The organism is Ruegeria sp. AE3 (assembly GCF_056542225.1).
Map to the genome: position 1 here is coordinate 425,846 of NZ_JBQFZL010000001.1, position 26,473 is coordinate 452,318.

Below are 26,473 nucleotides of genomic sequence, written 5' to 3' on the forward strand. Positions count from 1 at the left end.
AATGCCCGACCTGCTGATCGAACTGTTCTCCGAAGAGATCCCCGCACGGATGCAAGCCCGTGCCGGCGAGGATCTGAAAAAGCGGATTACCGATGGTCTGGTCGAGGCCGGTCTGACCTATGCAAGCGTAGCCGCCCTGACCACGCCCCGCCGCCTGACGCTGGCGGTCGAGGGGCTGCTGGCGAAAAGCCCCACCATCCGGGAAGAACGCAAGGGCCCAAAGGTCGGCGCACCCGACAAGGCAATCGAAGGGTTCCTGCGCGGCGCGGGCCTGACCCGTGATCAGCTGGAAGAACGCGAAACGCCCAAGGGGGCCATCTATTTCGCCACCATCGAAAGGGCGGGTCGCCCCGCGGCAGAGATCATTGCCGAAGTGCTCGAAACCACCATCCGCAATTTCCCTTGGCCGAAGTCCATGCGCTGGGGCAGTGGCAGCTTGCGCTGGGTGCGCCCGCTGCATTCGATCCTGTGCATTCTGACGGATGAGGCCGGGGCGCAGGTGGTTCCAATGGATGTCGACGGCATTTCGTCCGGCGACACCACAGCAGGCCACCGCTTTATGGCGCCCAACCGCTTTTCGGTCACGTCTTTCGACGATTACGCGGCCAAGCTGAAGCGGGCTTTTGTCGTCCTGTCCCCCGAGGAACGCGCCCAGCACATCTGGAACGACGCCCAGAACATGGCCTTTGCCGCCGGTCTTGAACTGGTCGAAGACAAGGGTCTGCTGGCCGAGGTCGCCGGGCTGGTCGAATGGCCGGTTGTCCTGATGGGGCGGATCGACGACGAATTCCTCGACCTGCCGCCCGAGGTGCTGCAAACCTCGATGAAAGAACACCAGAAGTTCTTCTCGGTCCGCAATCCCAAAACGGGCCGGATTGAACGGTTCGTCACTGTTGCGAACCGCGAAACCGCTGACAATGGCGCGACCATTCTGGCGGGCAATCAGAAAGTGCTCTCAGCCCGTCTTGCCGATGCCAAGTTCTTTTGGGAAAATGACCTGCGCATCGCCAAATCGGACATTGCACAATGGACCCGCGCGCTGGAGAACGTCACCTTCCACAACAAACTGGGAACGCAGGCCGACCGGATCGGTCGTATCGCCGCGTTGGCCCGCGAACTGGCACCAGTAACCGGTGCCGATGCCGATCAGGCTGAAAAAGCCGCGCGCCTGGCCAAGGCCGACCTCAGCTCGGAAATGGTCTACGAATTCCCTGAGCTTCAGGGCCTTATGGGGCGGTATTACATCGAAGCGGCAGGTGAAGATGCCGCCGTGGCCGCCGTCGCGCAAGAGCACTACTCGCCTTTGGGGCCGTCGGATGATGTCCCCACTGCTCCGCTGTCGGTGACCGTTGCATTGGCCGACAAGCTGGACACACTGACCGGGTTCTGGGCGATTGATGAAAAGCCTACTGGCTCGAAAGACCCGTTTGCCCTGCGCCGTGCGGCGCTGGGGGTTATCCGGTTGGTGCTCGACAATGACCTGCGTCTGCATCTGGATCGGTTTTTCGACAGACAGCTGCTGCGTGCTGAAAGCGCTGCAAACGAGGCGCTGGCGGCTGAAAATGTTGACGAACTGTTGGATGAAATCGCAGATCATGGCGTGTTTGGCGCAGCCTTCCAGACTGTCAAGGAAAGGCTGGGAGAATTGTCGGGTGCCGATTTCCTGAGTCTTGAAAAGAAGATACCCGACGCATCCGACGATCTCCTCTCGTTCTTCCACGACCGCCTCAAGGTCTTCCTCCGCGACGAAGGCATCCGTCACGACGTCATCGATGCCTGTATCGCGATGGACGGAAATGATGATCTCAACCTGCTGGTCAAACGCGCCCGCGCGCTGAACGCGGTGATCGCGACCGAGGATGGCGAGAACCTCGTGCAGGGCTTCAAGCGCGCCAACAACATCCTGACCCAGGCCGAAGAAAAGGACGGGGTGGAATATTCCTACGGTGCGGATGTGAAATTCGCCGAAACCGACAGCGAAAAGGCATTGTTTGCCGCTTTGGATGCAGCACAGGCGCAAATCGAGCCCGCGCTGAAATCAGAAGATTTCCCCACGGCCATGGCCGCCATGGCCGGGCTGCGCGGGCCGGTGGATGCGTTCTTTGAGGATGTGCAGGTCAACACCGACAATGACATTGTTCGCCGCAACCGGCTGAACCTTCTCAGCCAGATCCGGCAGATCTGCTCCAGCGTGGCCGATCTGACCCGGATCGAAGGGTAAACGACTGGGCGCACTGGCAGGCGCGCCCACAACGCACTTGCGTGAAGGGCGCAAGCGCCTATGCTGCAGACAAACCAAAAGGTGCTGCAGTGCAGAATAATCCGAATACAACGCTCATTACATCCGACGCGCCTGTCACCGCCCATACACATGGCGGGCGGGCCAAATGTCTGCAACGTCTGGTCCGGCTGGACCTGCCGGTGCCCCGAACCGTTGCGCTGTCATTTGATGCCGTTCACCAGATTGCAGAAGGGGCGATCCCGGATATTGCGGCGATCCTCGAACAGTTCGACCCGACCTCGTTGCTATGCGTCCGACCCAGTTCCGAAGATCCCGATTGGGGCGGCCCCGGCGCGGTTCTCAATATCGGAATGAACGACGCGCGCTATGTCGACCTGTCCGACACCATGGGCGCCGAGGCCGCCGCAGCTCTGTATCTGCGGTTCGTTCAAAGCTATGCGATCCACGTGGCACGGCTGGATGCGGATGTGTTCGATGACATCGAAGCTGATGGCCGCGAGGGGTTGCGCCACTCGCTGCGCGCCTACGAGGATGAAACCGACGAGGTCTTTCCGCAGGACAGGGGCGAACAGCTGATCGGTGTTCTGCGCTCGATGGCGCGTGCATGGGACGGGACGTCCGCGCGCTTGCTGCGGCAGGCCAAGGGGGCACCCGCAGATGCCGGGCTTGGGTTGGTCATCCAAGAGATGATCCCCGGCGTCGGGAAAGGCGAATGCGGATCTGGCGTTCTGCAACTGGTTGATTCCACAACCGGAATGCCACAAATCACCGGCCGCTATCTAAGCCAGAGTCAGGGGCGCGATGCGCTGGGTGAAGATGTGGCAGCCCTGTTTCTGGAAAAAGACCCGCGCGGCCCCTCGCTGGAAGAGGTCGCACCAGATGCTTTCGCCGAGGTCAAGGCTCAGGCCGCGCTGATGCGCGAGAAACTGCGCGAAGAGATGCAGGTCGAATTCGTCATTCAGGACGGCACCGTGCATATTCTCGATGGTGTCCGGGTGCAGCGATCGGCCCGCGCGGCCATGCGCATTGCCGTACGTCTTGCCGAAGACGGTATCATACCGCCGCAAGAGGCGGTGATGCGTGTCGACCCGCACGCGCTGAACGAACTACTGCACCGTCAGGTCCACCCCGATGCGCAACGCGATGTGCTGACCACGGCCATTGGTGCCAGCCCCGGTGCCTCGACCGGCAAGATCGTGTTTACTTCGGCCGAAGCACAGGCCAGTGCCGCCCGTGGCGAGGCATGTGTTCTGGTGCGCCGGGAAACCTCGCCCGAGGATGTACGCGGGATGCACGCCGCCGTTGCGGTTCTGACGGAAAAAGGCGGCATGACCAGCCACGCGGCCGTGATCGGGCGCGGATTGGGTCTGCCCTGTATCGTCGGGGCCTCGGAAATGCGGTTTCAGACGAAAGACAAGATGCTGACCGCACCGGATGGCCGGGTATTCAAAACCGGCGATATTGTCACCATTGATGGCAGCTCGGGTCAGGTGCTGGCCGGTCAGCCCGCCATGCTCGAGGCCGCGTTGGATGACTGTTTCCAGACACTGATGGGCTGGGCCGATGCCGAGCGTGACATCGAAATCCGCGCCAATGCCGACACACCGGCTGATGCGCAGACGGCCCGGAACTTTCAGGCCCAGGGGATCGGTCTGTGCCGGACCGAACACATGTTCTTTGACCCCGGCCGTCTGATCGTGATGCGCGAAATGATCTTTGCGCAAACCTCGGCGGGCAGGGCGGCGGTGCTGGAACGCCTGCTTCCGATGCAGCGCGAGGATTTCGTTCAGCTGTTCAGGATCATGGAAGGTCAGCCTGTCTGCATCCGCCTGTTCGATCCACCCTTGCATGAATTTCTGCCGACAACGCGCACCGGGCAACGGGAGTTGGCCGAGGCGCTGGACCTGCCCGTGTCCGACGTCGAACGCCGGGTTGAGGCGATGACCGAATACAACCCCATGCTGGGCCTGCGCGGCGTTCGTCTGGGTGTCACCGTACCCGAGATCTACGACATGCAGGCGCGCGCGATTTTTGAAGCCACGCTTGACGCCCGAAAAAACGGTGCTCCGGTGGTGCCCGAAGTGATGATCCCGCTGGTATCCGCCAAGCGCGAGGTTGAACTGGTCAAATCCCGCATCGACTCGGTCGCCGCCGCCGTTGAATCGGAACGCGGGCAGAAGTTCGAATATCGGCTGGGCGTCATGGTCGAAACGCCACGCGCCTGTCTGCGCGCGGAAGAGATCGCGCCACAGACTGCTTTCATGAGTTTTGGAACGAACGACCTGACGCAGATGACCTACGGCCTGTCCCGCGACGATGCCGGTCGTTTCATGTCCGCTTACGTGCGGCAGGGGGTCTTTACCGAAGATCCGTTCCATGTCCTTGATCCGGACGGGGTGGGCGAGCTGCTGAAACTCGGGGCGGAACGCGGGCGTGCCGCGAAGCCGGATGTGACCCTTTCGGTCTGTGGCGAACACGGCGGGAACCCCGAATCAATCGCCATTTGCCGCGATCTTGGATTCGACTATGTGTCATGCTCACCGTTCCGGGTTCCGGTCGCTCGGCTGGCTGCCGCTCAACTGGCGATTTCCTCCAGACTTGGGGGTTGACACCGCGCCGGACCCCAAGGAATAGTGGGTTATACGGTCACTCGTAGGCGAAAAATATTTTCGCTACGGGCGATTTTCCACTTGCTTTTTTCAAGATACTGGACCTTTGCGTCAGTCTGGGGTATCAGCCTCGTCGCGCCCGCCGGGGGAGGGTAAGGCGCGTGATGTGCCTGTGCGAGGTTATCTGATGATACGTTACATATTGGCTGTTGCCGCAGTGGCGGCAACCGTTCTGCCGAGTGCATCCTTCGCTGAGAAGGAAGCGACTGATACTGCAAAACAAGAACTTGTCGCCCGCAGCGAGCTGCCAGCGCAAAGTTTTCGGGACTATTTCAAGCTGTTCCAGCCCCGCAAGGCGGCTGAACCTGTCGAAGTGTCCTTCTCCAAAGACTGGCTTGACCAGCAACCAAAGGCCTCCGGTGGTGAAAACTGGAAATGCCTGTCCGAAGCCCTGTACTTCGAGGCGCGCGGCGAAAGCGTGCGCGGCCAGTTCGCGGTTGCCGAGGTGATCCTGAACCGGGTCAAAAGCAGCCGTTTCCCGGATTCCCTGTGCGGGGTGATCCATCAGGGGACCGGCAAGAAATACCAGTGCCAGTTCACGTATACCTGCGATGGCCGCAAGGAAGTCATCCACGAGAAAAAGGCGTATGAGCGTGTGGCGAAAGTCGCGCGGGCAGCCATTGATGGCGTGGCAAATGAGTTGACCGAAGGGGCAACACACTATCACACGACGTCGGTGCGCCCGTCCTGGTCGCGGGTCTATAAACAGACCGCGAAAATCGGCGTGCATGTTTTTTACCGTCACAACTACCGGACAGCGAGCAACTGATTGACGCACCCGCGCTGGAAGCTTGCTGGCGTGGGGCAGGTTGCACCCTATATTGCGGGCCAGGAGGCCCGTGATGATTTTGAACCGCAGACACCTTTTGCAATCCGCCGCCGCAGCATTGCTGATGCCGCGTGTGGCCAGCGCGGATTTTGCACCGCTTAATGCGCGTGTAGCCAAACACCCGATCGCGCCAGCAAGTTATCCTGAAACGGAAGTCTGGACATATGACGGGTCTGTCCCCGGCGTTGAACTGCGTGTCAGGCAGGGCGACCGCATCCAGCGCACACTGATGAATCAGCTTCCGCAAGCCACGTCGGTCCATTGGCACGGCATTCGCATCGAAAACGCCATGGACGGCGTGCCCGGCCTGACGCAGGACGCAGTCGAGACGGGCGCAAGCTTTGATTACTCCTTCGTCGTTCCCGACGCAGGGACCTATTGGTATCATGCGCATAACCAGTCGATGGAACAGGTTGCGCGCGGGCTTTACGGGCCGCTGATCGTCGAAGAAAGTGCTGCCCCCGATGTGGATCAGGATCTGGTACTGATGCTGGACGACTGGCGGCTTGATCCGGAAACCGCTCAGATCACGGATGATTTCGACAATGGCCATGATCGCAGCCATGCTGGTCGGCTGGGGAATATCATCACTGTCAACGGATCCCTTGACCCGCGCGTTGAGGCGCGACGGAACGACCGTCTCCGGCTGCGCCTGATCAACGCCTCCAACGCGCGGATTTTTGACCTGAATCTTGACGGGTTGTCTGGTTGGATCGTCGCTCTTGACGGTATGCCACTGGAAACGCCGATCCCATTGTCTGGGGCTTTCCCAATCGCCCCCGCACAACGCATCGATCTTGTTGTGGATGTCGTGGCTGCGGGCGATACGGCAAGTCTGGTGAGTGTTGAGCGCGATGGTGCCTTTGGCATCGTTCGGTTTGATGTTGACGAACCTCTCGCACCTGCGCCGCGACAAGGCGTGTCAGCGTTGCCGCCCAACCCTTTGCCAGTCATCGAGGATGTCTCATCCGCACCATTGCACCGGATGTCCCTGCAAGGCGGGGCGATGCGCTGGCTGGATAGCGCCCGGATCGGGGACACAGAATTGCCAGGCCAGGAACTGGCGCAGTTGGGCCGGTTCTGGGCCCTGAACGGTTATGCGGAACGCCCGTCCGACCCGTTTCTGGATGCCCGGACCGGGGGTCTTCACAGGATCGAGTTCGTCAATGAAACAGTCTTTCCACATGCCATGCATTTGCACGGTCACCACTTCCGACTGATCCAGCCGGACGGATCGCTTGGCCCGTGGCGCGATACTGTTTTGGTTGATCGCGGACAAACCCGCCAGATCGCTCTGGTCGCGGATAATCCGGGGGACTGGCTGTTGCATTGCCATATGCTGGGACATGCCGCTTCGGGTATGACGAGCTGGTTTCGCGTTACCTGACGCCGCATTCGGCGGTTGGAATGGCGTTTGTTTGAATGTTATAGGCCCTTGCAACGCCTATAGAGGGCAAGCCCTGCAACAAGCCGAAAAGGCCGGACCCATGAGTTCTGAAATCCGACTGGCATTTGCGCACCCGACCGAACGGTCCGAGGCGACCTCGCCCCGAGGGCCGCTGGACCGCATTTCCCTGCGCGACCATATTGTCGAGGTTGAAATCGGTGCGTTTCAGGCCGAGCGGGGAACAACCCAGCGGATCTGTTTCAATATCGTGGTCGAAGTCCGGCCTCTGACCGACCCGATTGACGACGATGTGGATCGCATCCTGTCTTATGACCGGGTGACGGAATCCATTGCCTATGAACTCGCGGCCGAGCGTCTGAACCTGCTTGAAACCCTGGCCGAGCGTGTAGCCGAACGTATCTTGCATGAACCACAGGCTGTAAGGGTCTTTGTTCGCATCGAAAAACTGGATCGCGGCCCAGGCGCTCTCGGGGTCGAGATCGTGCGGGGGAAAGACTCGGTTCATCACGACGTGACCGAGGAAGATCGCCCGCATCCCCGTCTGGTCTACTTGTCGAATGACGCTATCGCGTCGGACAATCTGACCGGGTGGATCGACCAGTTGCAGAACCGACAGCGCCCGCTGATCCTGTGTGTGGGGGCGTCAGACCTGGCTGCGCCGCAAACCGGCCACGCAATGACACAGCGCCGGATTGACCTGCTGGCGATCGAGCAGAACGCGTGGGTTCTGGCCGCGCGCGATCACCGCTGCAAGGTGGTTTCAACCCGGACGGAACTGGACTGGGCCATGAAGAACGGCCAGATCTGTGTCTGGGCCCCGTCCAAGATCGTGCTGGACGCGGTGGATGGTCCGTCCGCCGCGCCCTCCGACGCCGTGGCTTTGGCCGCATGGTTTGCGGCGACCTTTGAAGCCAGCGAAATGATGGTCATCGGCGGCGAATTGCCGAAAACGCCCAAAACCCCCCTGCGGGCTGTGGCCGTGGATCAGGCCGAATTGTGAGCATCTATTTCAGACCGCTGGTTCAGCACGGCCAGACCCGGCCCGCTGGCGCGTATTCTCTGGCCGGTCAGCCCCTGTGGTTTACCCATGTCGAAGCGCTTGGGCGCGATACCGCACCGCAGATCATGGCAGCATCGGATATTCCCGGTGGGGCGCTGGAGCGGTTGACCCGCCCGCGCGCACCCATCGCCAGGCTGGATATGCAGGTGCCGCACATCATGGGCATTCTCAACACCACGCCTGACAGTTTCTCGGACGGGGGTGTTCACAGTTCCGTCGAGGCCGCCCGCGATGCCGCTGCAAGGATGGTGGCGCATGGAGCCACCATTCTGGATATTGGCGGGGAATCAACGCGCCCGGGCGCGGATTGCATTCCGGCAGATCAGGAAATTGCCCGCACCCGCCCGGTGATCGAGGCGATTCGCGCACAAACGGATGCCCTGATTTCAATCGACACCCGCAAAGCCAGCGTCGCCAAAGCGGCGTGTGCGGCGGGCGCGGGGCTGGTCAACGATGTCTCGGGGTTCACGTTCGATCCCGAATTGGCACCGTTTTGCGCTGACAAGGGCACACCGGTCTGCGTCATGCATATGCAGGGTGATCCAGCCACGATGCAGGAAAACCCCAGCTACGACAACGTGTTGCTGGATGTTTATGACTTCCTCGAAACCCAGATCGCTCTGCTGGAAAACTTGGGGCTTCGGCGCGACCTGATCATCGTCGATCCAGGTATCGGTTTCGGCAAGACCGAGGATCACAACCTGACCTTGCTGCGCAATCTCAGCCTGTTTCACGGGCTTGGCTGCCCGATCCTGCTGGGCGTGTCCCGCAAGGGCTTTATCGGAACAATTGGACGGGAGCCTGACAAGACTGCCCGCGCGCCGGGTTCAATTGCTGTGGCTTTGGCCGGATTGTCTCAGGGCGTGCAGATCATTCGCGTTCACGACGTCGCCGAGACCGCTCAGGCCTTGCGCCTATGGGCCGCTGTCCGGTAATCCGGTTTCACGGAAAATCACGGAGTGACACCAATGCGCAAGCTGTTCGGAACCGACGGGGTGCGGGGCACGGCCAACACGCATCCGATGACGGCGGAAATGGCGTTGCGCATCGGGGCTGCGGTGGGGCGCTATTTCCGGCGTGATGCGACCGGTGTGCACCGGGTCGTCATCGGCAAGGACACACGCCTGTCCGGCTATATGCTGGAAAACGCGCTGACCGCCGGTCTGACGTCAACGGGAATGAATGTGCTGTTGCTGGGGCCGGTTCCGACGCCTGCGGTGGGCCTGATGACGCGGTCGATGCGGGCCGATCTGGGTGTCATGATCTCGGCCAGCCACAACCCGGCAGAGGACAACGGCATCAAGTTCTTTGGTCCCGACGGTTATAAACTGTCCGATCAGGCCGAGATCGACATCGAAAAGCTGATCGACGAAGGTGTCCGGCCTGCTCAGGCCCAGAATATCGGACGGGCGCGTCGTGTTGATGACGCCCGGTTCAGATATGGCGAGCGTGTGAAATCCTCGCTGCCGCGCGATGTGCGTCTGGATGGTCTCAAGGTGGTGATCGACTGTGCCAATGGCGCCGCCCACCGCACCGCGCCCGAGGTTCTTTGGGAACTGGGTGCAGACGTGATCCCGATCGGGATTTCGCCCAACGGGAAGAACATCAACCTCAACTGCGGATCGACCAAGCCGCAACTGGCCGCCGAAACCGTCGTGGCGCATGGCGCTGACGTTGGTGTCTGTCTGGACGGCGACGCGGATCGGGTTGTTATCGTCGACGAGACCGGTCAGATCGCCGATGGCGATCAGCTTATGGCGCTGCTGGCGACGGCCTGGAAAAAATCCGGGCAGTTGAAAGGCGATGCCCTTGTGGCCACGGTGATGTCCAATCTGGGGCTCGAACGGCACCTCTCGTCACACGGCATGCGACTGGAACGCACGGCTGTCGGTGACCGTTATGTGGTCGAGCGCATGCGCGAAGGCGGCTTCAACCTGGGCGGTGAACAATCCGGTCATATCGTGATGAGCGATTATGCCACCACCGGCGATGGCCTGATGGCCGGCCTGCATTTCCTGGCCGAGATGGTTCTGTCCGGTCGCAAAGCCTCGGACCTGTCCAAGCAGTTCGAAACCGTGCCGCAATTGTTGAAGAACGTCCGCTATGCCAACGGTCAAACTCCGCTTGAAGTTCAAAGCGTTAAGGCTGCCATTGCCGATGCCGAGGCGCGGCTGAACGGGCAGGGCCGGTTGCTGATCCGCAAATCCGGCACCGAGCCGCTGATCCGCGTTATGGCCGAATGCGAGGATGACGCGCTGCTGTTACAGGTCGTCGACAGTATCGTGGCCGAGGTCGAAGCCGCCGCAGGCTAGCGCCCGAACAGAACCCTGCGCAAGCTGAACCATTGGCTGATGGCCATGCCCGTCAGGATCAGGGCCAGGGCGACGTAGAACCGCAAGGGCAGGGCCTCGGACAGGATCCAGGCCCCGAACACCATCGACCAGATCGGCACCTGATAATTCACCAGCGTCAAAAACACCGATCCGGCGCTGCGGGTGATCGAAACCCGCAGCAAATTGGCGAAAGCTGTGGGGATCAGCCCGAGGACAATCAGGGCCAGCGATGGGCGGTTGCCCTGCCAAGTAGGGGCACCTTCGACCAGCAGCATGATGGGCACCAGCAGAACAGCGCCGACCAGCAGGGTCAGCGCGGCCAGCGCCAGCGGCTCGACCGGCGGGCAGCGTCGTGTCAGAATCGACGTCGAGGCATAGCAGAGGGCGGCAGAGATACAGGCCAGCTGCGCCAGCGGCTCGGTCCCTTGACCCAGCTTTGCCAGACCGGGTCCGATCAGGACCAATGCGCCGGAAAACCCAAGGCATACGCCCAGAAACCGACGCAGGTTCAGCGGCTCATCTGAAAAGAAATGCGCCAGCGGCAACACCATCAGCGGAATTGCGGCCATGGACAGCCCTGCAAAGGCCGAGGGTACATATTGCTGCCCCCAGCTGAGCAGCATGAAAGGCACCGCAGTCGACAACACGCCAATCAGCAGGATTGATGTTGTCAGCGCGGGTGTCAAAACCGGCATACGGCGCCCGGTGATCCGCATCAGGACAAGCAATGTCACCGCACCCAAAGTGGTGCGCGATGTCGCCACGGTAATCGGGCCATAGCCTTCCAATGCCATCGCGACGACCATGAATGTGCCGCCCCAAATAAGCCCCAGCGTGAAAACGCCGCTCCAGTCCTGCTTCGTGGGTTGTTCAACCATTCCATCCCCTTATCCCGCGTGCGCGCCGGTGTCACGGGCTGATCTTGACTTTATGTTAGTTTCTACTTACTGTAAGCAATGACTTACGATATGACATTTTCAGCTTTGGGCGATGCGACCCGCAGGCAGGTGTTCGAAGCCGTTGCCAGCCAGCCTCAGGCAGTGGGCGAACTTGCGTCAAAGCTGCCGGTAAGCCGACCGGCCGTCTCACAACATCTCAAGGTGCTGTCTGATGCTGGGCTGGTGACATGCCACGCGAAAGGGACGCGCCGGATCTATGCGGTGCGCCCCGAGGGGTTGGCAGAGCTGCGCAGATGGCTCGACCGGTACTGGAGCGACGTGATGAACAGCTTTGCAGATGAGGTGACCAGAGCAGGAGAGAGGCCATGACAGACCCGATTGTCAAAACAATTGTCGTAAGTGCCTCTGCTGCGCGTGCGTTCGACATCTTCGTCAACCGCATCGGGACATGGTGGCCGCTGGACAGCCACGCGGTGTCCGCATCGCAGGGACAACCGGCAAGGGACGTGGTTATTGAACCCCGGATCGGAGGCGCGGTCTATGAGGTCATGTTCGACGGAACCCGTGCCGACTGGGGTCAGGTGCTGGCAATTGATCCCGGCCAATCCGTGGCATTCACCTGGCATCCGGGCACCAACAGCGGGTCTCCTACGCGCGTCGATGTGCGTTTTGAGGATTACGGTTCGGGGCAGGCCAAAGTCACCCTGACGCATTCCGGCTGGGACGTCTGGGCAGGGGAAGCGCCCGAAAAGCGCGGCGGCTACGATACGGGATGGGATTTCGTGCTGGGCGCATGCTTTGCCAAAGCGGTCTGAAACTGAAAAAGGGCGACCGCTTGGGCCGCCCTTTGCCTGACATCGGTCAGACTTAGTTCTTTTCTTTGTCGACCATCTTGCCGGCCGAGATCCACGGCATCATGCCGCGCAGCTTGGCGCCGGTCTCTTCGATCATATGCTCGTCATTGGCGCGGCGCGACGCTTTGATGGTCGGCTGGCCAACGGCGTTTTCCAGCATGAAGTCACGGACGAATTTGCCCTGCTGGATGTCGTCCAGAACCGCTTTCATGCGGGCTTTGGTCTCGTCGTATTTCAGGATGCGCGGACCGGTGACATACTGGCCATACTCAGCCGTGTTCGAGATCGAGTAATCCATGTTGGCAATGCCGCCTTCATAGATCAGGTCAACGATCAGCTTCACTTCGTGCAGACATTCGAAATAGGCCATCTCGGGTGCGTAACCGGCCTCGACCAGAGTTTCAAAGCCGCAGCGGATCAGTTCGACCAGACCACCGCACAGAACGGCCTGTTCGCCGAACAGGTCGGTTTCACATTCTTCGCGGAAGTTGGTCTCGATGATGCCCGAACGGCCGCCACCGATGGCCGAGCAGTAGGACAGGCCGATTTCCAGCGCCTTGCCGGTTGCATCGTTGTGAACCGCGACCAGGCAGGGCACGCCGCCGCCTTTGGTGTATTCGCCACGCACGGTGTGACCGGGGCCTTTGGGGGCCATCATGATGACGTCAACGCCGTCCTTCGGCTCGATCAGGCCGAAATGGACGTTCAGGCCGTGGGCAAAGGCGATGGCCGCGCCCGGCTTGATGTTGTCATGAACGTATTTCTTGTAGGTTTCGGCCTGCAATTCGTCGGGCATGGTGAACATGATGACGTCGCACCAGGCAGCCGCTTCGGCAATGCCCATCACTTCCAGACCTTCTGCTTCGGCTTTCTTGGCCGAGGGCGAGCCTTCGCGCAGGGCGATGACCAGGTTCTTGGCACCCGAGTCGCGCAGGTTCAGCGCGTGGGCGTGACCCTGGCTGCCATAGCCCAGGATAGCCACTTTCTTGTCTTTGATCAGGTTGATGTCGCAATCGCGATCGTAATAGACGCGCATTTTGCCGGTCCTTTCTGGTTTGGTTGGGGCGGTTCTACCTGCCGGGCGTCCGATTGGCGATAGGGTTGGGCTTGAGTATTTGTGAAAAAGATGAAGAATAATTCTTGGAAACGGAAAATACCGAAAAAATCATGCTTGACGATATCGACCGGCGCATTTTGCGCCATTTTCAGGCCAACCCCAGCCTGACCACCGCGGAACTTGCCGATCTGTGCCGGATCAGCGCTGGCGTCTGTTGGCGCAGGCTGGAAAAGATGCAGGCGGCCGGGATCATCGAAGGGCAGGAGGCGGTGATCGACTGGGCCGCAATGGGCTATGCTGTCGAAGTGTCGCTTCGGATCACCTTGGACAAGACACAGGCCCGCGCCTTTGACGAGTTTATGGAAGAGGCCCGCAACGTGGCCGAGGTGATCGAAATCCAGACCTTTCTGGGCCGGGTGGATGTCCGCCTGTCGGTCATAGCGCGGGATATGAAGCACTATCAGCAGCTTTATCGGGACCGGATCCTGACCCTGCCGCATATCGCCGATATCGAAGCGCTGATGCATATCGCGCGGGTCAAGCGGGACGAGGTGTTGCCGGTATGATCGAGTTGGACGAGATTGACCGCCGTCTGCTGCGTGCGCTGCAACAGGACGCCACCCAAAGCGCAGGTGCCCTGGGTCGAAGGTTAAATCTGTCTCAACCCGCCACCTGGCGGCGTATCCGCAGGTTGGAGGACGCCGGGATCATCAAGGGCCGAAGGTTGCGCCTGAATGCCGAGGCGCTCGGCTTTGGCGTGACCGTGTTTCTGGGGGTCAAGCTGGCGCGAAAGGGCCAGATCAGCCTTGAGGATTTCGAACGCGCCGTCAGCGCCATCCCTGAAGTTCAGACTGTCGAGCATGTTCTGGGTCTGTACGACTACCGTTTGCGCGTCGTGGCGCGGGACCTGTCCGATTTCGAACGCGTGTTGCGGCGCCGGATCATGACGCTGCCCGGCGCAGGCGATGTCGAGGCGAATGTTCTGCTGAGCGAGGAACGGCTGCCGGGACCGATTGGGTGACCTGCCTTAGTATCTGGTGCGGATGTAATATCCGGGATGATGGGTCAGGCGGGCAAATGTAATCGGTTTGTCTTCTTTCCATGTGGTGCGCTCCATCTGGATCATCGGCGCGCCCGCCGTGGTTCCCATGAATTCCGCCAGCCTTGCATCAGCGGAAATCGCGCAGAACGCAACCTCGGCATCGTTGAACGGAGCGGCATTCAACAGCCACTCATGCGGTCCTTGCTGGGTCAGGTCGGCCTTTTCCACATCGGGGACGGTTCCGATATTGATCCAGCGCTCTTCAAGCTGGAACGGGCGGTTGTCCGCGTAATGCATACAGACGACATGCAGAACCCGCGTCTCGGCGGGGACATCAAGCTGAGAGGACAGCCAGCGGGGGCAGGCCTCGACAGTCCGTTCCACCAGCGCATAGCGATAGGCGGCATTCTGGCTTTCGACCATCTGTCGCGCCAGCGAGAATTCCAGCTTGGCGTGTTTGCTGGGTTCTTTCTTGACCCGCGTACCGCTTTTGCGCTTGCGTTCGATGAAACCCTGATCGGCCAGTTCCCTGAGGGCGCGGTTCACCGTCGCGCGGGCGCAATTGAATTCTTCCGCCAGTTGCGTTTCGGTCGGCAGCAAAGATCCCTGAGGCCACACGCGGCTTTCAATACGTCGTTTTACTTCATCTCGAACGGACTGGAAGTTAATACGCTTATGAATCGTCACAGGAAAAATATCCCTTCAAGTAAAAAGTGTGCGCATCTGTTCAGAAGCAAGCAGAAGTGTAAAGGGGAAGTGACACTGGTTGGCGTCATTTTCTTGTGTTCCCAGCGTCCTACAGCACCAAACAGGCCGATTTTACCCGCATTCCGTGGCGTCACTATTTGTCGCGAAATGGCTTTACTGGCCAAGGTAAAGAGACCAAGACTGCACTGACGATATTGAAAGGACGCCATATGCCTGCCTTGCTGAAAAACGTTGACCCGAACGGGCTCGAAGAATTCTCGGTCGTATTCACCGATCGCTCGCTGAACCATATGTCCCAAAAGTTTCAGGGGGTAATGCGCGACATCTCGGCCATGCTGAAAGAGGTGTACAAGGCAGACGGGGTGGCCGTCATTCCGGGCGGTGGCACCTATGCGATGGAAGCGGTCGCCCGGCAATTCGCGCGCGGGGCGGAAGTCCTTGTGGTTCGGAACGGGTGGTTTTCATACCGCTGGAGCCAGATCATCGAAAGCGGCGCCCTGACCAGCTCGACCACCGTGATGAAGGCGCGCGAGACCGGCAATACCAGCCCGTCCCCCTTTGCGCCCGCACCGATTGACGAGGTCGTCGCAACGATTCGCGAACAGAAACCCGGTGTTGTGTTCGCACCGCATGTTGAAACGGCGGCAGGTGTCATCCTGCCGGATGACTATGTGACCGCCCTGGCCAGCGCGGCGCATGAGGTGGGTGCGTTGATGGTACTGGATTGCATCGCATCCGGGTGTGCCTGGGTGGATATGAAAGCCACCGGCGTCGACGTCCTGATCTCGGCCCCGCAAAAGGGCTGGAGCGCATCGCCTTGTGCCGGTCTGGTCATGCTGTCCGAACGGGGCGAAGCGCATCTGGAACAGACAAGCTCGGACAGTTTCGCCATCGACCTGAAAAAGTGGCGCCAGATCATGCAGGCCTATGAAAATGGCGGTCACGCCTATCACGCCACGATGCCCACCGATGCGCTGCTGGCTTTCCGCGACACCATGGCAGAAACCAGGGGATACGGGTTCGAAAAGCTGCGCAAGGCGCAATGGGCATTGGGCGACGGCGTGCGGGCGATGTTGAAGGAGTATGGCATTGTCTCGGTGGCGGCTGACGGTTTCGGCGCACCCGGCGTTGTGGTCAGCTACACCTCGGACCCCGAAATCCAGAACGGCAAGAAATTTGCCGCTCTGGGGATGCAGATTGCCGCCGGGGTGCCGCTGCAATGTGACGAACCCGAAGGCTTCAGCACCTTCCGTCTGGGCCTGTTCGGATTGGACAAGCTTTATGATGTAGACGCCACCATCGCGCGCCTGAAACGCGTGCTGGATCAGGTTCTGTAAACAGGCCGGGCCTTAGCGAACGCCAAGGCCCATCTGCATCAGCGTCTTGCGCACAGGCGGCAGGGAATACAGCGCGCTCAGCCCCATTGCGCGCGCATCCCGCAGCGGGCGCGCCTCGATCATCGAGGCGCGGTTCAGCAGGTCGATCCCTTTGACCCGCATCTCGATCTCGGTGTGGCGCGCCTTGTGATATGCGTCCAGCATCTGCGCGTCGCCCAGACCTTCGGGCTGGGATTGCGCCAGATCCAGCAGGCAGCGCAGATCGCCCAATGACATGTTCAGCCCCTGCGCGCCGATCGGCGGCACCACATGCGCGGCCTCGGCCATCAGGGCAATGCGCTCACCCGCCAGCCGTTCCGCGGACTGGCTGATGATCGGCCAGATGGTCCGGCGCGACGCCAGCTTCAAGGGGCCAAACAGGCCACAGGACCGTTCTGTCATCGCAGTCTCAAACGCTTCGGCATCAAGGGTCAAAAGGTCAACGGCATTTGGCCCGCGTTCCATCCAGACAATGGCGGACGAGGGCTGCCCCTGCCAATCGGGCAGCGGAACCAATGTGAACGGCCCGCCAGACCTGTGTATCTCGGTCGAGACATTCTCGTGCGGTACGGGATGCGTCACCGCGAACGCCAGCGCTTTCTGCCCATACCGCGTTGTATGCACGTTGATACCGGCGGCCGCGCGCATGGGAGAGTTGCGCCCATCTGCGGCCAGCACCAGCTTGCAGCGGATGCGGCTGCCGTCGCTCAGGCCAACGCGGGCTTCGGCAGTGCGGGTGAACAGGCTGACGGTGCCGGTGCCGGGGCGGAAATCGACATTCGGCAGCTCTGCCAGCCGCGCGACCATTTCCCGGCGCAACAGCCAGTTGGGCAGGTTCCAGCCAAACGGTTGCTCGGAAATGTCAGCGGCGTTGAAATCGCGTATGATGCGGGGTTCGGGCACGTCCCCGCCAGCATCGACAATACGCATGATCTGCAGCGGCGCCGCATGCGTATCCAGCCGTGCCCACAGGCCGCATTGCTCCAGCAGGCCGCGCGCAGGTTGCAGAAAGGCGGTGGTGCGCAGGTCGGACCCGTCCACATCCCGTTCGGTGATCGGTGGCGCGGGATCTACGCACACCACGTCAAACCCGGCGGTTCCAAACGCCGCCGCTGCGGTCAGACCGGCGATTCCACCGCCGGAAATCAGGATGTCACAACTGTCAGTCATGGCGCCTCTCATCAGTTCGGGCAGACCCTAGTTCGGTTCCGCCCCCTGCGCCAAGTGACATCCTGTCCCGTATCTCAGCCGCGTGAGATCAGGATCAGGACCAGGAACATCACCGGCACCATCATCAGGGCAGGGATGTAAAGGCCGGGAAGGCCGAACACCATGGCGGAACAGCCCCACATGCTGAGGACCGCGCCGACGGTGTAATACAAGTCCTCCGCCTTGGCGTTGGCGGCGTCGCGGGCCAGCCACCCGAAAACCGGAACTGCAAAGAAAAGGCGCTGCCAAACCGGCAGGCGTCCGGGCATATCGATCGCGCTCATGGGGCTTCTCCGTTCTGTTCGTCGCTCCAGCGCATATAGGGCTGCGCATGCGGGTGCAGAACGTACGGATCGTCGCAGTGTGACAGGCTACCGCAGGCGGGCCAGAAATGCGGTCAGATCGTCCGTGTGATGGTGGATGTGATCGGCCTCATGCGGGTCCGGGGCGACATGAACCGTGCGCATTCCCATCTCATGCGGGGCGGCCAGATTACGCGGGTCGTCCTCGAACATCGCGGCCTTGTCAGCCTGAATGCCATCCTGTGCAAAGATGGCTTCAAAGGCGGCTTTCTCGGGCTTGGGCCGATACCCGGCATGTTCGACGCCATAGATTGCATCAAACAGCCCCGAAAGCCCGCGCGCCTGCAAGACCCGCTCGGCGTAGGGCGCGCTGCCATTGGTGTAGACGATGCGCCGTCCGGGCAGGGCGCGAATGTGATCGGCCAGCTCTGCATCCGGGTCCATATGGCTCATGTCCACCTGATGCACCGCGTGCAGATAGGGCTCGGGGTCCAGATCATGTTCGGCCATCAACCCGGCCAGCGTGGTGCCGTATTGGCGCCAGTATTGCCCGCGCAGCCTGTCGGCCTCGGCCCGGTCCACGCCGATGGCTTGCACCACATAATCCGTCATCAGAACTTCGATCTGATCGAACAGCTGCATATGCGGCGGATACAGGGTGTTGTCCAGATCGAACACCCATTGCGTGACATGACTGAAGGACGGTTTGACCATGGCTTGGGTTTAGGGCGCGGGCCGGGTGATTTCAATGCCGTACTTGATTGCTGCCCCCAGAGACGGATAGACATGTCCGAACGAGGAGACAGAATACCCCATGAGCCAGACCCGATCCCCCACCAAGGATGCCTATAGCCTGATACTCGAAGCCATTGATGTCGGCGTCTACAAGCCCGGCGATCGTCTGGTGGAAAGCGAGCTGGCAGAACGGTTCGGGGTGTCGCGCACCCCGATCCGCGAAGCGTTGCAACGCCTGGAAACCCAGTCTCTGCTGGAACGGGACGGTCGGTCACTGATCGTGGCGTCGCTGGACCACAACCAGATGGCCGAGCTTTATATCGTGCGCCGCGAACTGGAAGGGCTCGCCGCGCGGCTGGCTGCCAAACACGCCACCGAAGAAGAGATCAGGGTTCTTCAGGACATGGTTCTCGAAGATGACAAGCTGGTGGGCGATCCGATGGCGCTGTCACGTGCCAACCGGCGCTTTCACGAACAGATCCATCTGGCCTCGCACAACCGCTACCTTGTCCAGCAGCTTGATCTGGTGCACCGGACTATGGCCTTGATGGCGACCACGTCGCTGGCCGTGCAGGGGCGCGGAGAGATTGCCCAGAGCGAACATAAAGGCATCGTCGAAGCCATTGCCGCGCGCGATGAAGAGGCGGCGGGGCGGGCGCTCAAGGATCATATCTCGATCGCGTTCATGACGCGCCTGAAACAGGACGCAAGTCGCCGCGACAAGTGATTATCAGGTCAGCGGCTCGTCTTCGCTGGCCTGTCCGTGCTGGGTCTTGTCCCAGAAAAACGGGTTGGTCGCCAATTCCCACAACGCCTTGTAACCGGCAATCACGCCTAGCGGGAAATACAGAAACATCGTCGGAACCCAAGGCAAAAGAAACCGCCGCTCACGCGCGGATACGGCGATCAGGCCAACAACGATACTCAGTCCCTCTGCCACCAGAAACAGCCCGATAAGCGCGGTTGAGATGGAATGCGGCAGAATAGGCCCCATCGGATTGGCCAACCCCAGGCTTGACAGCCAGAATACCCAGAGAATGGGTGCCAGCAGAAATTGCCCCAACGTGCCCAAAAAGAACGCCTGAAGGCCCAGAAATTTAACGGCACCAAGGTCACGCCACAGTTTTCGCGGGCTGCGCATATGCACCAGATACGTGACCATGAACCCCTTGAGCCAGCGCGAGCGCTGTTTGACCCAGGGCCAGGCCCGGAAATTCGCCTCCTCATATGTTGTGGTATCCACCATTTCGGTCCGGTACCCGGCCCGGCACAGCCTTACGCCCAGATCAGCGTCCTCGGTGACATTGTGGGCATCCCAGCCGCCCAGTTCCAACAGTTTGTCGCGACGGAAAAAGAACGTGGTGCCCCCAAGCGGCACCACCAGCCGCATGCGGGCGATCCCCGGCAGGATCACGCGGAACCAGCTGTTGTATTCGATGGTAAAGCAGCGAGACCGCCAGTTGCTGCGCGGGTTGTAGTAATCCAGAACCCCTTGCAGGCACACAACATCCGGCGCGGCCTGGGTGAAATGCGCCACCACACGCTCAATCTGATCCGGTTGTGGGGCGTCTTCCGCGTCCCAGACGCCGACGAAGTCGCCCCGGCAGAAATCCAGCGCGTAATTCATGGCGCGCGGCTTGGTGGTCAGCCCGTTCAGCTCGGGCACCTCGACGATGCGCATCCAACTGGGCAGGCTCATCTGCGCAAGGGCATTGCGCGTCACGTCATCCTTTTCCTCAAGCACAAGGATGACATCCAGCAACGCCTTGGGATAGGTCAGCCGCTGTAGCCTGTGCACCAGAGCGTTTGCAATCTCGCGCTCCTTGTACAATGGCACCATGATCGACACGCAGGGCTGCCGCAATGTGATGGCAGCTTCGGTGTGGTCCGGCTGCGTTCTCAGACGATGCCAAAGATAAGCCAGCGTGCCAGCCGTCCGAAAGACGGCAAAAAGCACCAGAGTTCCCACAGCCATGCCCAGCATCGCCAGCAGGCCAAACGCCGGGAACAAGGCAAACAGCCCCAGCACACACAACAGGGCCACCGACGGCCCTACGCGCGACCTAAGGGTCCAGTTGCGGCAGCTTTGCGCGGGATCAACTCGCGTTTCCGCCGATCTGGCCAAAGACCCCGAGAATTGCCGCGCGATCGTGCGGTCGATCTGATCGGATGCCGCCAGCACCGGGATCACGGCATAATCGCATTCGCGCATTTCGGCGGTCACGGTTGCGAACCGGTCGGGCCGGGCCGTGGCCACCAGAACAAGGGGGCCAATCCGCATCCAGGGGATGACATTGTGTTGCAGCCAGAAGTCGACCGGCATCAGCCCGCTCAGTTCCAGCATCGGCGGGATCTGTTCAAGATCCGCAATCTGCCAGCCGGATTGCGCGGACAGCGCGCTCAACACGTCCTGCCGGGTGGCATAGCCTTCGCCGACCAGTATCTCTCCCAGCGGAGCGTTCTGTCTGGTTTGCTGGCTCAGCGCATGGTCCAGCTGGGATCGGGTGATGGCTCCGGTTTCCAGCAGGCAGGTGCCCAGTGGTTTCCGATACCCGGGCGCAGGGATCGGTGCGGCGGACGTGAAATCCAGAAGATCAAGCTCAGCCATAACAAAACCCTGGCGCAGTTACCTGCGCTCAGGGTTGTTCGATCAAGGTTAACGCCCGGTTAACACTGCACAGACAAGCAGTTATGCCTGTATTTTCTTCTTTTCCATCGCCTCGGCGAAGCGCTCGAACAGATAGAAACTGTCCTGCGGTCCGGGCGATGCCTCGGGGTGGTACTGCACCGAATAGACCGGCCGGTCAGCCATGCGGATACCGCAGTTCGAGCCGTCAAACAGCGACCGGTGAGTTTCCACGACGCCATCGGGCAGGGATTGCGCATCGACGGCAAAACCGTGGTTCATCGAGGTGATCTCGACCCTGCCGGTGTCCAGATCCTTGACCGGGTGGTTCGCGCCATGGTGGCCGTGGTTCATCTTGACCGTCTGACCACCCAGCGCCAGCGCCAGCATCTGGTGTCCAAGGCAGATGCCGAACACAGGCAGGTCTGTCGTCTCCAGAATCTCTTTGATCATTGGAACAGCGTATTCGCCTGTTGCTGCCGGATCGCCGGGACCGTTCGACAGGAACACACCGTCAGGCTGATGTGCCAGCACGTCGGCTGCGGTCGCAGTCGCGGGCAGAACGGTAACGTCACATCCAGCAGATGCGAGGCAGCGCAGGATGTTGCGCTTGGCGCCATAGTCAATGGCAACAACCTTGTGGGCGGGGGCCTTCTGACGCTGGTACCCATCCGGCCAGGCCCACCGCATCTCATCCCAGCGATAGCTTTGTGCGCAGGTGACATCCATGGCCAGGTCCATACCCTCCAGCCCGGCGAAGCCGCGCGCGGCAGCGACCAGCGCCCCAATGTCGAAGTTTCCCTCGGGATCATGGGCCAGCGCCACATGCGGGGCGCCCTGCTGCCGGATGGCACGGGTCAGGCGGCGGGTATCGACACCACCGATGGCGATGCGCCCCCGGCGCGCCAGCCAGCCCTTGAGTTCCTCGGTCGAGCGCCAGTTTGATGGCTCGGTCGGATCCCATTTCACAACCATGCCTGCCGCGACCGGATCACCGGTTTCGTCATCCTCGGGGTTCACACCGACATTGCCGATATGAGGGAATGTAAAGGTCACGATCTGCCCGGCATAAGACGGGTCGGTCATGATCTCCTGATATCCGGTCATCGCCGTGTTAAAGCACAGCTCGGCCACAGTTTGCCCGGTCGCACCGAAGCCTGCGCCGTAAAACAGGGTTCCATCGGCCAAAGCCAGACATGCGGTGGGCTTGGACGGGGCATTCGGGGCCATGGCGCGACTCTCCTGTAGGGTAAATCGGCGCATACCTAAGGGGGTTGCGCGTCTGGGTCAAGTCTGTTCAATTTTTTTGCTATTGTTGTTTTTCAAATAGTTAGCTGTATTCACCCCCGGTTGTGTCAGGCTTTTTGTTTCGATATGGTCGGGGTTCCTTTGTCATGGGGATGGACAAACCAAATGGACATGCGATCACGGGTGAATGCCGCCCTGAAGCAAGCAATGAAAGACAAAGCAGCCGAGCGTCTGTCGACGCTGCGGTTGATCAACGCCGCCATCAAAGACCGCGACATCGCGGCACGTGCGTCCGACAATGAAGAAGCAAAGGGATGCAGCGACGCAGAGGTTCTTGAAATCCTTGGAAAAATGACCAAGCAGCGCAAGGAAAGCGCACGCGCCTACGAAGAGGGCGGTCGCCTGGATCTGGCCGAACGCGAGATTCGCGAAGTCGAGGTGATCGAGGAGTTTCTGCCCAAACAGCTGGATGACGATGAGGTCAGCAAGGCCATTCAAACCGCCATCACGGCAACCGGCGCGGGTTCGATCCGCGATATGGGCAAGGTGATGGGCGAGTTGAAGACGCGCTATACCGGCCGGATGGATTTCGGCAAGGTCGGCCCGATGGTCAAGGATCACCTGTGCGCAGCCTCAAACGGCGATTGCTGAGGCACTGGGCCCTGTGAATTGCTACTGCGCGACCGGCTCGCGCAGTCTTAGAACAAGCTCGTCATAAAGCGTGATCCGCTCATCTTCGGACAGAAACGCCCCGATTTCGACCTCGCGCCCGTCTCCCACAAGGGTGACATAATGCGGCACCGGGCCGCCTTTCTCGTGCATCGCCGGTCGCGCCCAATAGCGGTTGCAAGACCATTCGTGCTGCTCTTTGCCGGGGGTGTGGTGCACCAGCCGCGCATGTGTGCCCGACAGGGTCAGAACCTCGAAAACACTGCGGGCGCGGTAGTTGGTCTTGATGGCCAGCCACAGCCCCAGCACAGTGATCAGCAGAAACGGCAGCAGCCCCCACAGGATCACGGAACCAAGCGTGGCCAGCAATGGGATCAGGCCAAACAGGAACACCGACAATATCGTGATCATCGCCCCTCGCGGAGGCAGCGAGTTATGCGGCCAAAGCCGCAGTTCCTGTTCGGTTTCCGAGGTCTGATTCCACGTGTAGGGCATACCGCGAACATAGCGCAGCGCGGCCTCATGTCGACGGGTTTTGATCAGACGACGTGGCCGACCCGAGACCAGGATAGGGCGTCATCCAGACGATCGTCACCCCAGAACACCTCTTGCCGGACAACAAAGCTGGGGGCGCCGAAAACACCCAGTTTGACGGCGGTTTCCGTCTCGGCCTCAAGGGCCGCGACGATGTCGTCGCCTTGCGCGCGCGCCAGGGTCAGTCGGGGGTCCTGCTGACACCGCAAAAGCGCCTCGGACAGTGCACTTTCGCTACCGGCTTCCACCCCTTCTTCGAACCAGATGCGATATAGCGTCTGGGTGAACGTCACGCCCCAGCCGTCCATCATTCCAAGCACCGCAACCTGATTGGCCAGCGGCAGATTGGAAATCGGATAGGGCGCGGGCAGGTTGGCGTGGATGTGGTACTTGGCACAGCGGCGTTCGATGTCGCGCCACATATAAGCCGATTTCACAGGCTTTCCGGCAAAAGGAATATTCTGCTGGGCCGACATCACCGTACGCACGTTGAACGGGCGCCAGTTCACCGTGGCGTCATGCTGGGCGCACCATTCGTCCAGACGCATCACGGTCAGGAAGCTGTACGTGCTGCCAATGGAATACCAAAAGTCGATCTCGGGCATTGCCGACCCTCCGACTGTTCCGTCCGCACATCATAGCTGATTTCGGGGCACTTGGCGAACGCGAGGTGAGGGCAAAGAAAAACCCCGCCACCTGGGCGGGGTTTCTTTGGATCAGATCGAGATCAGTGCGCGTGGCCCTTGTCCCAGTCTTCCTGCTTGGGCAGCTGCTCGAACGTGTGCTCGGGCGGCGGCGTGGGCAGGGTCCATTCCAGCGTATCCGCATACTCGTTCCAGTAGTTGGGCCGGGTCTCGCGTGCGCCACGCAGCAGGGCGTAGATCACGATGCCGAAGAACAGCAGGAACGAAGCGAACGAGATGAACGCACCAATCGACGAAACATAGTTCCACTGCGCGAACGCCTCGGGATAGTCGATGTAGCGGCGCGGCATGCCCTGACGACCCAGGAAGTGCTGCGGGAAGAAGGTCAGGTTGGCGCCGATGAAGAACATCCAGAAGTGAACCTTGCCCCAGAACTCGGAATATTGGCGACCGGTCATTTTCGCGAAGTAGAAATACATCCCCGCAAAGATCGCAAAGACGGCACCCAAGCTCATCACATAGTGGAAATGCGCAACCACATAGTAGGTGTCGTGATAGGCACGGTCCACGCCAGCCTGCGACAGAACCACACCGGTCACACCGCCAACGGTGAACAGGAACAGGAAGCCGAAGGCAAACAGCATCGGTGTCTTGAACTCGATGGAACCGCCCCACATGGTCGCGATCCACGAGAAGACCTTAACGCCCGTCGGAACCGCGATGACCATCGTGGCCAGCATGAAATAGGCCTGCTGACGCAGCGACATGCCGACGGTGTACATGTGGTGCGCCCACACGACAAAGCCCAGAACACCGATCGCGATAATCGCCCAGACCATCGGCAGATAGCCAAAGATCGGCTTGCGCGAGAAGGTCGCGATGACATGGCTGATGATGCCGAAACCGGGCAGGATCACGATATACACTTCCGGGTGGCCAAAGAACCACAGGATGTGCTGATACAGGATCGGATCGCCGCCACCGGCCGGATCAAAGAAGGTAAAGCCAAAGTTGCGGTCCATCAGCAACATGGTGATTGCGCCCGCCAGAACCGGCAGCGACAGCAGAATCAGCCACGAGGTGACGAAGATCGACCAGCTGAACAGCGGCACCTTGAACAGGGTCATGCCGGGGGCACGCATGTTCAGGAAGGTGGTGATCATGTTGATCGCGCCGAGGATCGAGGAGGCGCCCGATACGTGTACGGCAAAGATCGCAAGGTCCATGGACATGCCGCCCTCGGTCGTGGACAGCGGCGGGTACAGAACCCAGCCCACGCCCGAACCCATCTGATCGTTCCCACCGGGGCTCAGCAGCGAGGCCACACCCAACGAGGTACCGGCAACATAAAGCCAGAAGGACAGGTTGTTCATCCGCGGGAACGCCATATCCGGCGCGCCGATCTGCAACGGCATGAAATAGTTGCCAAATCCGCCGAACAGGGCAGGGATGACAACAAAGAACATCATCAGAACACCGTGATAGGTGATCATCACGTTCCACAGATGCCCGTTGGGCGTACACGGGTCGGCCATGAAGCCTTCAAGGCACATGTACTGAACACCGGGGTGCATCAGCTCGAGCCGCATGTAAACGGTCATCAGAACCGAGATCAGACCGGCCAGAGCCGAAACGATCAGGTACAGAATCCCGATGTCCTTGTGGTTGGTCGACATGAACCAGCGCTGGAAAAAGCTGCGCTGGTCTTCATGGTCGTGACCATGAATGGCTGCGTCTGCCATTATAGGTGCCTCCTGTTGCAACTACACCGCGCAGCCGGACCTCTCCAACGCGCGGGATTCCTGCTGGTTTTAGAATGCGTAGGGGCGACCTTCAATGGCCGAGTTTGATCTGGATCAAGATAAATGGCCGCACCCCCCTTGAAAAGGAACGATCAAGAGGCCCGGATCTGAGCGTTTCGGGGGGTGGCGATACAGCGGATCTGGTACCTGTGTTCAGGTTGTCCTCAAACGGGACGGGCTCTCAAAGCCGACCCGGTAGGCGTGAACCCTTGCCGTCGGCCTAATCC

Annotated in this window: 25 protein-coding genes; 14 read left to right on the forward strand and 11 right to left on the reverse strand. The window is 60.5% G+C overall.

The features are described from left to right. The first annotated feature begins 1 nt into the window (after position 1). From glyS to glmM, 7 genes are all read left to right on the forward strand, one after another. Complete coding sequence (gene glyS, locus ACR0NZ_RS02135; protein WP_480516630.1) at positions 2-2,221, forward strand: glycine--tRNA ligase subunit beta; 2,220 nt, start codon at positions 2-4, stop codon at positions 2,219-2,221. 89 nt (positions 2,222-2,310) lie between these two features. Then, positions 2,311-4,851, forward strand: coding sequence for a putative PEP-binding protein (locus ACR0NZ_RS02140; protein WP_480476946.1), 2,541 nt, complete (start codon positions 2,311-2,313; stop codon positions 4,849-4,851). 187 nt (positions 4,852-5,038) lie between these two features. Next, complete coding sequence (locus ACR0NZ_RS02145) at positions 5,039-5,680, forward strand: cell wall hydrolase (RefSeq protein WP_480516632.1); 642 nt, start codon at positions 5,039-5,041, stop codon at positions 5,678-5,680. Positions 5,681-5,753: 73 nt separating this feature from the next. Then, positions 5,754-7,127 (forward strand): multicopper oxidase family protein, encoded by a 1,374-nt coding sequence (locus ACR0NZ_RS02150; protein WP_480516634.1) that lies wholly within the window; start codon positions 5,754-5,756, stop codon positions 7,125-7,127. 100 nt (positions 7,128-7,227) lie between these two features. Beyond that, on the forward strand, positions 7,228-8,148 hold the full coding sequence (locus ACR0NZ_RS02155) for a dihydroneopterin aldolase (RefSeq protein WP_480476542.1): 921 nt from the start codon (positions 7,228-7,230) through the stop codon (positions 8,146-8,148). Beyond that, positions 8,145-9,143, forward strand: coding sequence for a dihydropteroate synthase (gene folP, locus ACR0NZ_RS02160; RefSeq protein ID WP_480516636.1), 999 nt, complete (start codon positions 8,145-8,147; stop codon positions 9,141-9,143). The genes ACR0NZ_RS02155 and folP overlap by 4 nt, the downstream gene beginning before the upstream one ends. 33 nt (positions 9,144-9,176) lie before the next feature. Next, on the forward strand, positions 9,177-10,520 hold the full coding sequence (glmM, locus tag ACR0NZ_RS02165; protein ID WP_480516638.1) for a phosphoglucosamine mutase: 1,344 nt from the start codon (positions 9,177-9,179) through the stop codon (positions 10,518-10,520). On the opposite strand, the gene ACR0NZ_RS02170 is transcribed toward glmM, so the two are convergent. Continuing rightward, positions 10,517-11,419: a DMT family transporter gene (locus ACR0NZ_RS02170; protein ID WP_480516640.1), complete on the reverse strand. Its 903-nt coding sequence runs from the start codon at positions 11,417-11,419 to the stop codon at positions 10,517-10,519. The genes glmM and ACR0NZ_RS02170 overlap by 4 nt on opposite strands. 90 nt (positions 11,420-11,509) lie before the next feature. Between ACR0NZ_RS02170 and ACR0NZ_RS02175 the strand changes: the two genes are divergently transcribed. Further along, positions 11,510-11,809, forward strand: coding sequence for an ArsR/SmtB family transcription factor (locus ACR0NZ_RS02175; RefSeq protein ID WP_480516642.1), 300 nt, complete (start codon positions 11,510-11,512; stop codon positions 11,807-11,809). Then, positions 11,806-12,255, forward strand: coding sequence for an SRPBCC domain-containing protein (locus ACR0NZ_RS02180; RefSeq protein WP_480516644.1), 450 nt, complete (start codon positions 11,806-11,808; stop codon positions 12,253-12,255). The genes ACR0NZ_RS02175 and ACR0NZ_RS02180 overlap by 4 nt, the downstream gene beginning before the upstream one ends. Before the next feature lie 52 nt (positions 12,256-12,307). Here ACR0NZ_RS02180 and ilvC read toward each other — a convergent pair whose 3' ends face one another. Next, positions 12,308-13,330 carry a ketol-acid reductoisomerase gene (gene ilvC / locus ACR0NZ_RS02185; RefSeq protein WP_480476552.1) on the reverse strand — a complete coding sequence of 341 codons (1,023 nt, stop codon included), beginning with the start codon at positions 13,328-13,330 and terminating at the stop codon, positions 12,308-12,310. Positions 13,331-13,461: 131 nt separating this feature from the next. On the opposite strand from ilvC, the gene ACR0NZ_RS02190 reads away from it, so the two are divergent. Together ACR0NZ_RS02190 and ACR0NZ_RS02195 are read left to right on the forward strand one after the other, a co-directional pair. Further along, on the forward strand, positions 13,462-13,917 hold the full coding sequence (locus ACR0NZ_RS02190; RefSeq protein WP_480476554.1) for an Lrp/AsnC family transcriptional regulator: 456 nt from the start codon (positions 13,462-13,464) through the stop codon (positions 13,915-13,917). Then, positions 13,914-14,372, forward strand: a complete 459-nt coding sequence (locus tag ACR0NZ_RS02195; protein ID WP_480516646.1) for an Lrp/AsnC family transcriptional regulator — start codon at positions 13,914-13,916, stop codon at positions 14,370-14,372. Before ACR0NZ_RS02190 ends, ACR0NZ_RS02195 begins: the two co-directional genes overlap by 4 nt. A gap of 6 nt (positions 14,373-14,378) precedes the next feature. Here the strand turns inward: ACR0NZ_RS02195 and ACR0NZ_RS02200 are convergent, their stop codons facing one another. Beyond that, the gene (locus ACR0NZ_RS02200) at positions 14,379-15,080 is read right to left on the reverse strand and encodes a GntR family transcriptional regulator (protein WP_480493423.1); all 702 of its coding nucleotides are present in this window, start codon (positions 15,078-15,080) and stop codon (positions 14,379-14,381) included. Between the two features lie 230 nt (positions 15,081-15,310). Here ACR0NZ_RS02200 and ACR0NZ_RS02205 point away from each other — a divergent pair, with 230 nt between their 5' ends. Beyond that, positions 15,311-16,438 (forward strand): aminotransferase class V-fold PLP-dependent enzyme, encoded by a 1,128-nt coding sequence (locus tag ACR0NZ_RS02205; RefSeq protein ID WP_480516648.1) that lies wholly within the window; start codon positions 15,311-15,313, stop codon positions 16,436-16,438. Positions 16,439-16,450: 12 nt separating this feature from the next. On the opposite strand, the gene ACR0NZ_RS02210 is transcribed toward ACR0NZ_RS02205, so the two are convergent. The 3 genes from ACR0NZ_RS02210 to ACR0NZ_RS02220 all read right to left on the reverse strand — a co-directional run bounded on the left by ACR0NZ_RS02210 (position 16,451) and on the right by ACR0NZ_RS02220 (position 18,702). Beyond that, on the reverse strand, positions 16,451-17,647 hold the full coding sequence (locus ACR0NZ_RS02210; protein ID WP_480516650.1) for a UbiH/UbiF family hydroxylase: 1,197 nt from the start codon (positions 17,645-17,647) through the stop codon (positions 16,451-16,453). 74 nt (positions 17,648-17,721) lie between these two features. Beyond that, positions 17,722-17,970 carry a hypothetical protein gene (locus ACR0NZ_RS02215; RefSeq protein ID WP_480516652.1) on the reverse strand — a complete coding sequence of 83 codons (249 nt, stop codon included), beginning with the start codon at positions 17,968-17,970 and terminating at the stop codon, positions 17,722-17,724. Positions 17,971-18,057: 87 nt separating this feature from the next. Continuing rightward, complete coding sequence (locus ACR0NZ_RS02220) at positions 18,058-18,702, reverse strand: pyrimidine 5'-nucleotidase (protein WP_480476564.1); 645 nt, start codon at positions 18,700-18,702, stop codon at positions 18,058-18,060. Positions 18,703-18,802: 100 nt separating this feature from the next. On the opposite strand from ACR0NZ_RS02220, the gene ACR0NZ_RS02225 reads away from it, so the two are divergent. Next, complete coding sequence (locus tag ACR0NZ_RS02225) at positions 18,803-19,450, forward strand: GntR family transcriptional regulator (RefSeq protein ID WP_267363400.1); 648 nt, start codon at positions 18,803-18,805, stop codon at positions 19,448-19,450. A 3-nt stretch (positions 19,451-19,453) separates the two neighbouring features. Here ACR0NZ_RS02225 and ACR0NZ_RS02230 read toward each other — a convergent pair whose 3' ends face one another. Continuing rightward, the gene (locus ACR0NZ_RS02230; protein WP_480516654.1) at positions 19,454-21,331 is read right to left on the reverse strand and encodes a glycosyltransferase; all 1,878 of its coding nucleotides are present in this window, start codon (positions 21,329-21,331) and stop codon (positions 19,454-19,456) included. An 81-nt stretch (positions 21,332-21,412) separates the two neighbouring features. Next, positions 21,413-22,579: a glutamine-hydrolyzing carbamoyl-phosphate synthase small subunit gene (gene carA, locus ACR0NZ_RS02235; protein WP_480516656.1), complete on the reverse strand. Its 1,167-nt coding sequence runs from the start codon at positions 22,577-22,579 to the stop codon at positions 21,413-21,415. A 183-nt stretch (positions 22,580-22,762) separates the two neighbouring features. On the opposite strand from carA, the gene ACR0NZ_RS02240 reads away from it, so the two are divergent. Beyond that, positions 22,763-23,248, forward strand: coding sequence for a GatB/YqeY domain-containing protein (locus ACR0NZ_RS02240; RefSeq protein WP_267366166.1), 486 nt, complete (start codon positions 22,763-22,765; stop codon positions 23,246-23,248). A 21-nt stretch (positions 23,249-23,269) separates the two neighbouring features. On the opposite strand, the gene ACR0NZ_RS02245 is transcribed toward ACR0NZ_RS02240, so the two are convergent. The 3 genes from ACR0NZ_RS02245 to ctaD all read right to left on the reverse strand — a co-directional run bounded on the left by ACR0NZ_RS02245 (position 23,270) and on the right by ctaD (position 26,186). Next, entirely contained in the window at positions 23,270-23,761 is a 492-nt protein-coding gene (locus ACR0NZ_RS02245) for a DUF2244 domain-containing protein (RefSeq protein WP_209504230.1), read from the reverse strand. Between the two features lie 44 nt (positions 23,762-23,805). Beyond that, positions 23,806-24,405 carry a DsbA family protein gene (locus tag ACR0NZ_RS02250; protein WP_480516658.1) on the reverse strand — a complete coding sequence of 200 codons (600 nt, stop codon included), beginning with the start codon at positions 24,403-24,405 and terminating at the stop codon, positions 23,806-23,808. Positions 24,406-24,527: 122 nt separating this feature from the next. After that, on the reverse strand, positions 24,528-26,186 hold the full coding sequence (ctaD, locus tag ACR0NZ_RS02255) for a cytochrome c oxidase subunit I (protein WP_267366169.1): 1,659 nt from the start codon (positions 26,184-26,186) through the stop codon (positions 24,528-24,530). Positions 26,187-26,473: the final 287 nt, after the last annotated feature.

What these genes read in the sequence shown, in the direction of transcription:
- ACR0NZ_RS02150 (WP_480516634.1), top strand. Translation starts at nt 5,754, where the DNA reads ATGATTTTGAACCGCAGACACCTTTTGCAATCCGCCGCCGCAGCATTG.
- ACR0NZ_RS02190 (WP_480476554.1), top strand. Translation starts at nt 13,462, where the DNA reads ATGCTTGACGATATCGACCGGCGCATTTTGCGCCATTTTCAGGCCAAC.
- ACR0NZ_RS02210 (WP_480516650.1), bottom strand. Translation starts at nt 17,647, where the DNA reads ATGACTGACAGTTGTGACATCCTGATTTCCGGCGGTGGAATCGCCGGT.
- ACR0NZ_RS02215 (WP_480516652.1), bottom strand. Translation starts at nt 17,970, where the DNA reads ATGAGCGCGATCGATATGCCCGGACGCCTGCCGGTTTGGCAGCGCCTT.
- ACR0NZ_RS02195 (WP_480516646.1), top strand. Translation starts at nt 13,914, where the DNA reads ATGATCGAGTTGGACGAGATTGACCGCCGTCTGCTGCGTGCGCTGCAA.
- ACR0NZ_RS02225 (WP_267363400.1), top strand. Translation starts at nt 18,803, where the DNA reads ATGAGCCAGACCCGATCCCCCACCAAGGATGCCTATAGCCTGATACTC.
- ACR0NZ_RS02230 (WP_480516654.1), bottom strand. Translation starts at nt 21,331, where the DNA reads ATGGCTGAGCTTGATCTTCTGGATTTCACGTCCGCCGCACCGATCCCT.
- glyS (WP_480516630.1), top strand. Translation starts at nt 2, where the DNA reads ATGCCCGACCTGCTGATCGAACTGTTCTCCGAAGAGATCCCCGCACGG.
- ctaD (WP_267366169.1), bottom strand. Translation starts at nt 26,186, where the DNA reads ATGGCAGACGCAGCCATTCATGGTCACGACCATGAAGACCAGCGCAGC.
- ACR0NZ_RS02245 (WP_209504230.1), bottom strand. Translation starts at nt 23,761, where the DNA reads ATGCCCTACACGTGGAATCAGACCTCGGAAACCGAACAGGAACTGCGG.
- ACR0NZ_RS02175 (WP_480516642.1), top strand. Translation starts at nt 11,510, where the DNA reads ATGACATTTTCAGCTTTGGGCGATGCGACCCGCAGGCAGGTGTTCGAA.
- ACR0NZ_RS02180 (WP_480516644.1), top strand. Translation starts at nt 11,806, where the DNA reads ATGACAGACCCGATTGTCAAAACAATTGTCGTAAGTGCCTCTGCTGCG.
- ACR0NZ_RS02170 (WP_480516640.1), bottom strand. Translation starts at nt 11,419, where the DNA reads ATGGTTGAACAACCCACGAAGCAGGACTGGAGCGGCGTTTTCACGCTG.
- carA (WP_480516656.1), bottom strand. Translation starts at nt 22,579, where the DNA reads ATGGCCCCGAATGCCCCGTCCAAGCCCACCGCATGTCTGGCTTTGGCC.
- ACR0NZ_RS02240 (WP_267366166.1), top strand. Translation starts at nt 22,763, where the DNA reads ATGGACATGCGATCACGGGTGAATGCCGCCCTGAAGCAAGCAATGAAA.
- ACR0NZ_RS02205 (WP_480516648.1), top strand. Translation starts at nt 15,311, where the DNA reads ATGCCTGCCTTGCTGAAAAACGTTGACCCGAACGGGCTCGAAGAATTC.
- ACR0NZ_RS02250 (WP_480516658.1), bottom strand. Translation starts at nt 24,405, where the DNA reads ATGCCCGAGATCGACTTTTGGTATTCCATTGGCAGCACGTACAGCTTC.
- glmM (WP_480516638.1), top strand. Translation starts at nt 9,177, where the DNA reads ATGCGCAAGCTGTTCGGAACCGACGGGGTGCGGGGCACGGCCAACACG.
- ACR0NZ_RS02155 (WP_480476542.1), top strand. Translation starts at nt 7,228, where the DNA reads ATGAGTTCTGAAATCCGACTGGCATTTGCGCACCCGACCGAACGGTCC.
- ilvC (WP_480476552.1), bottom strand. Translation starts at nt 13,330, where the DNA reads ATGCGCGTCTATTACGATCGCGATTGCGACATCAACCTGATCAAAGAC.
- ACR0NZ_RS02145 (WP_480516632.1), top strand. Translation starts at nt 5,039, where the DNA reads ATGATACGTTACATATTGGCTGTTGCCGCAGTGGCGGCAACCGTTCTG.
- ACR0NZ_RS02220 (WP_480476564.1), bottom strand. Translation starts at nt 18,702, where the DNA reads ATGGTCAAACCGTCCTTCAGTCATGTCACGCAATGGGTGTTCGATCTG.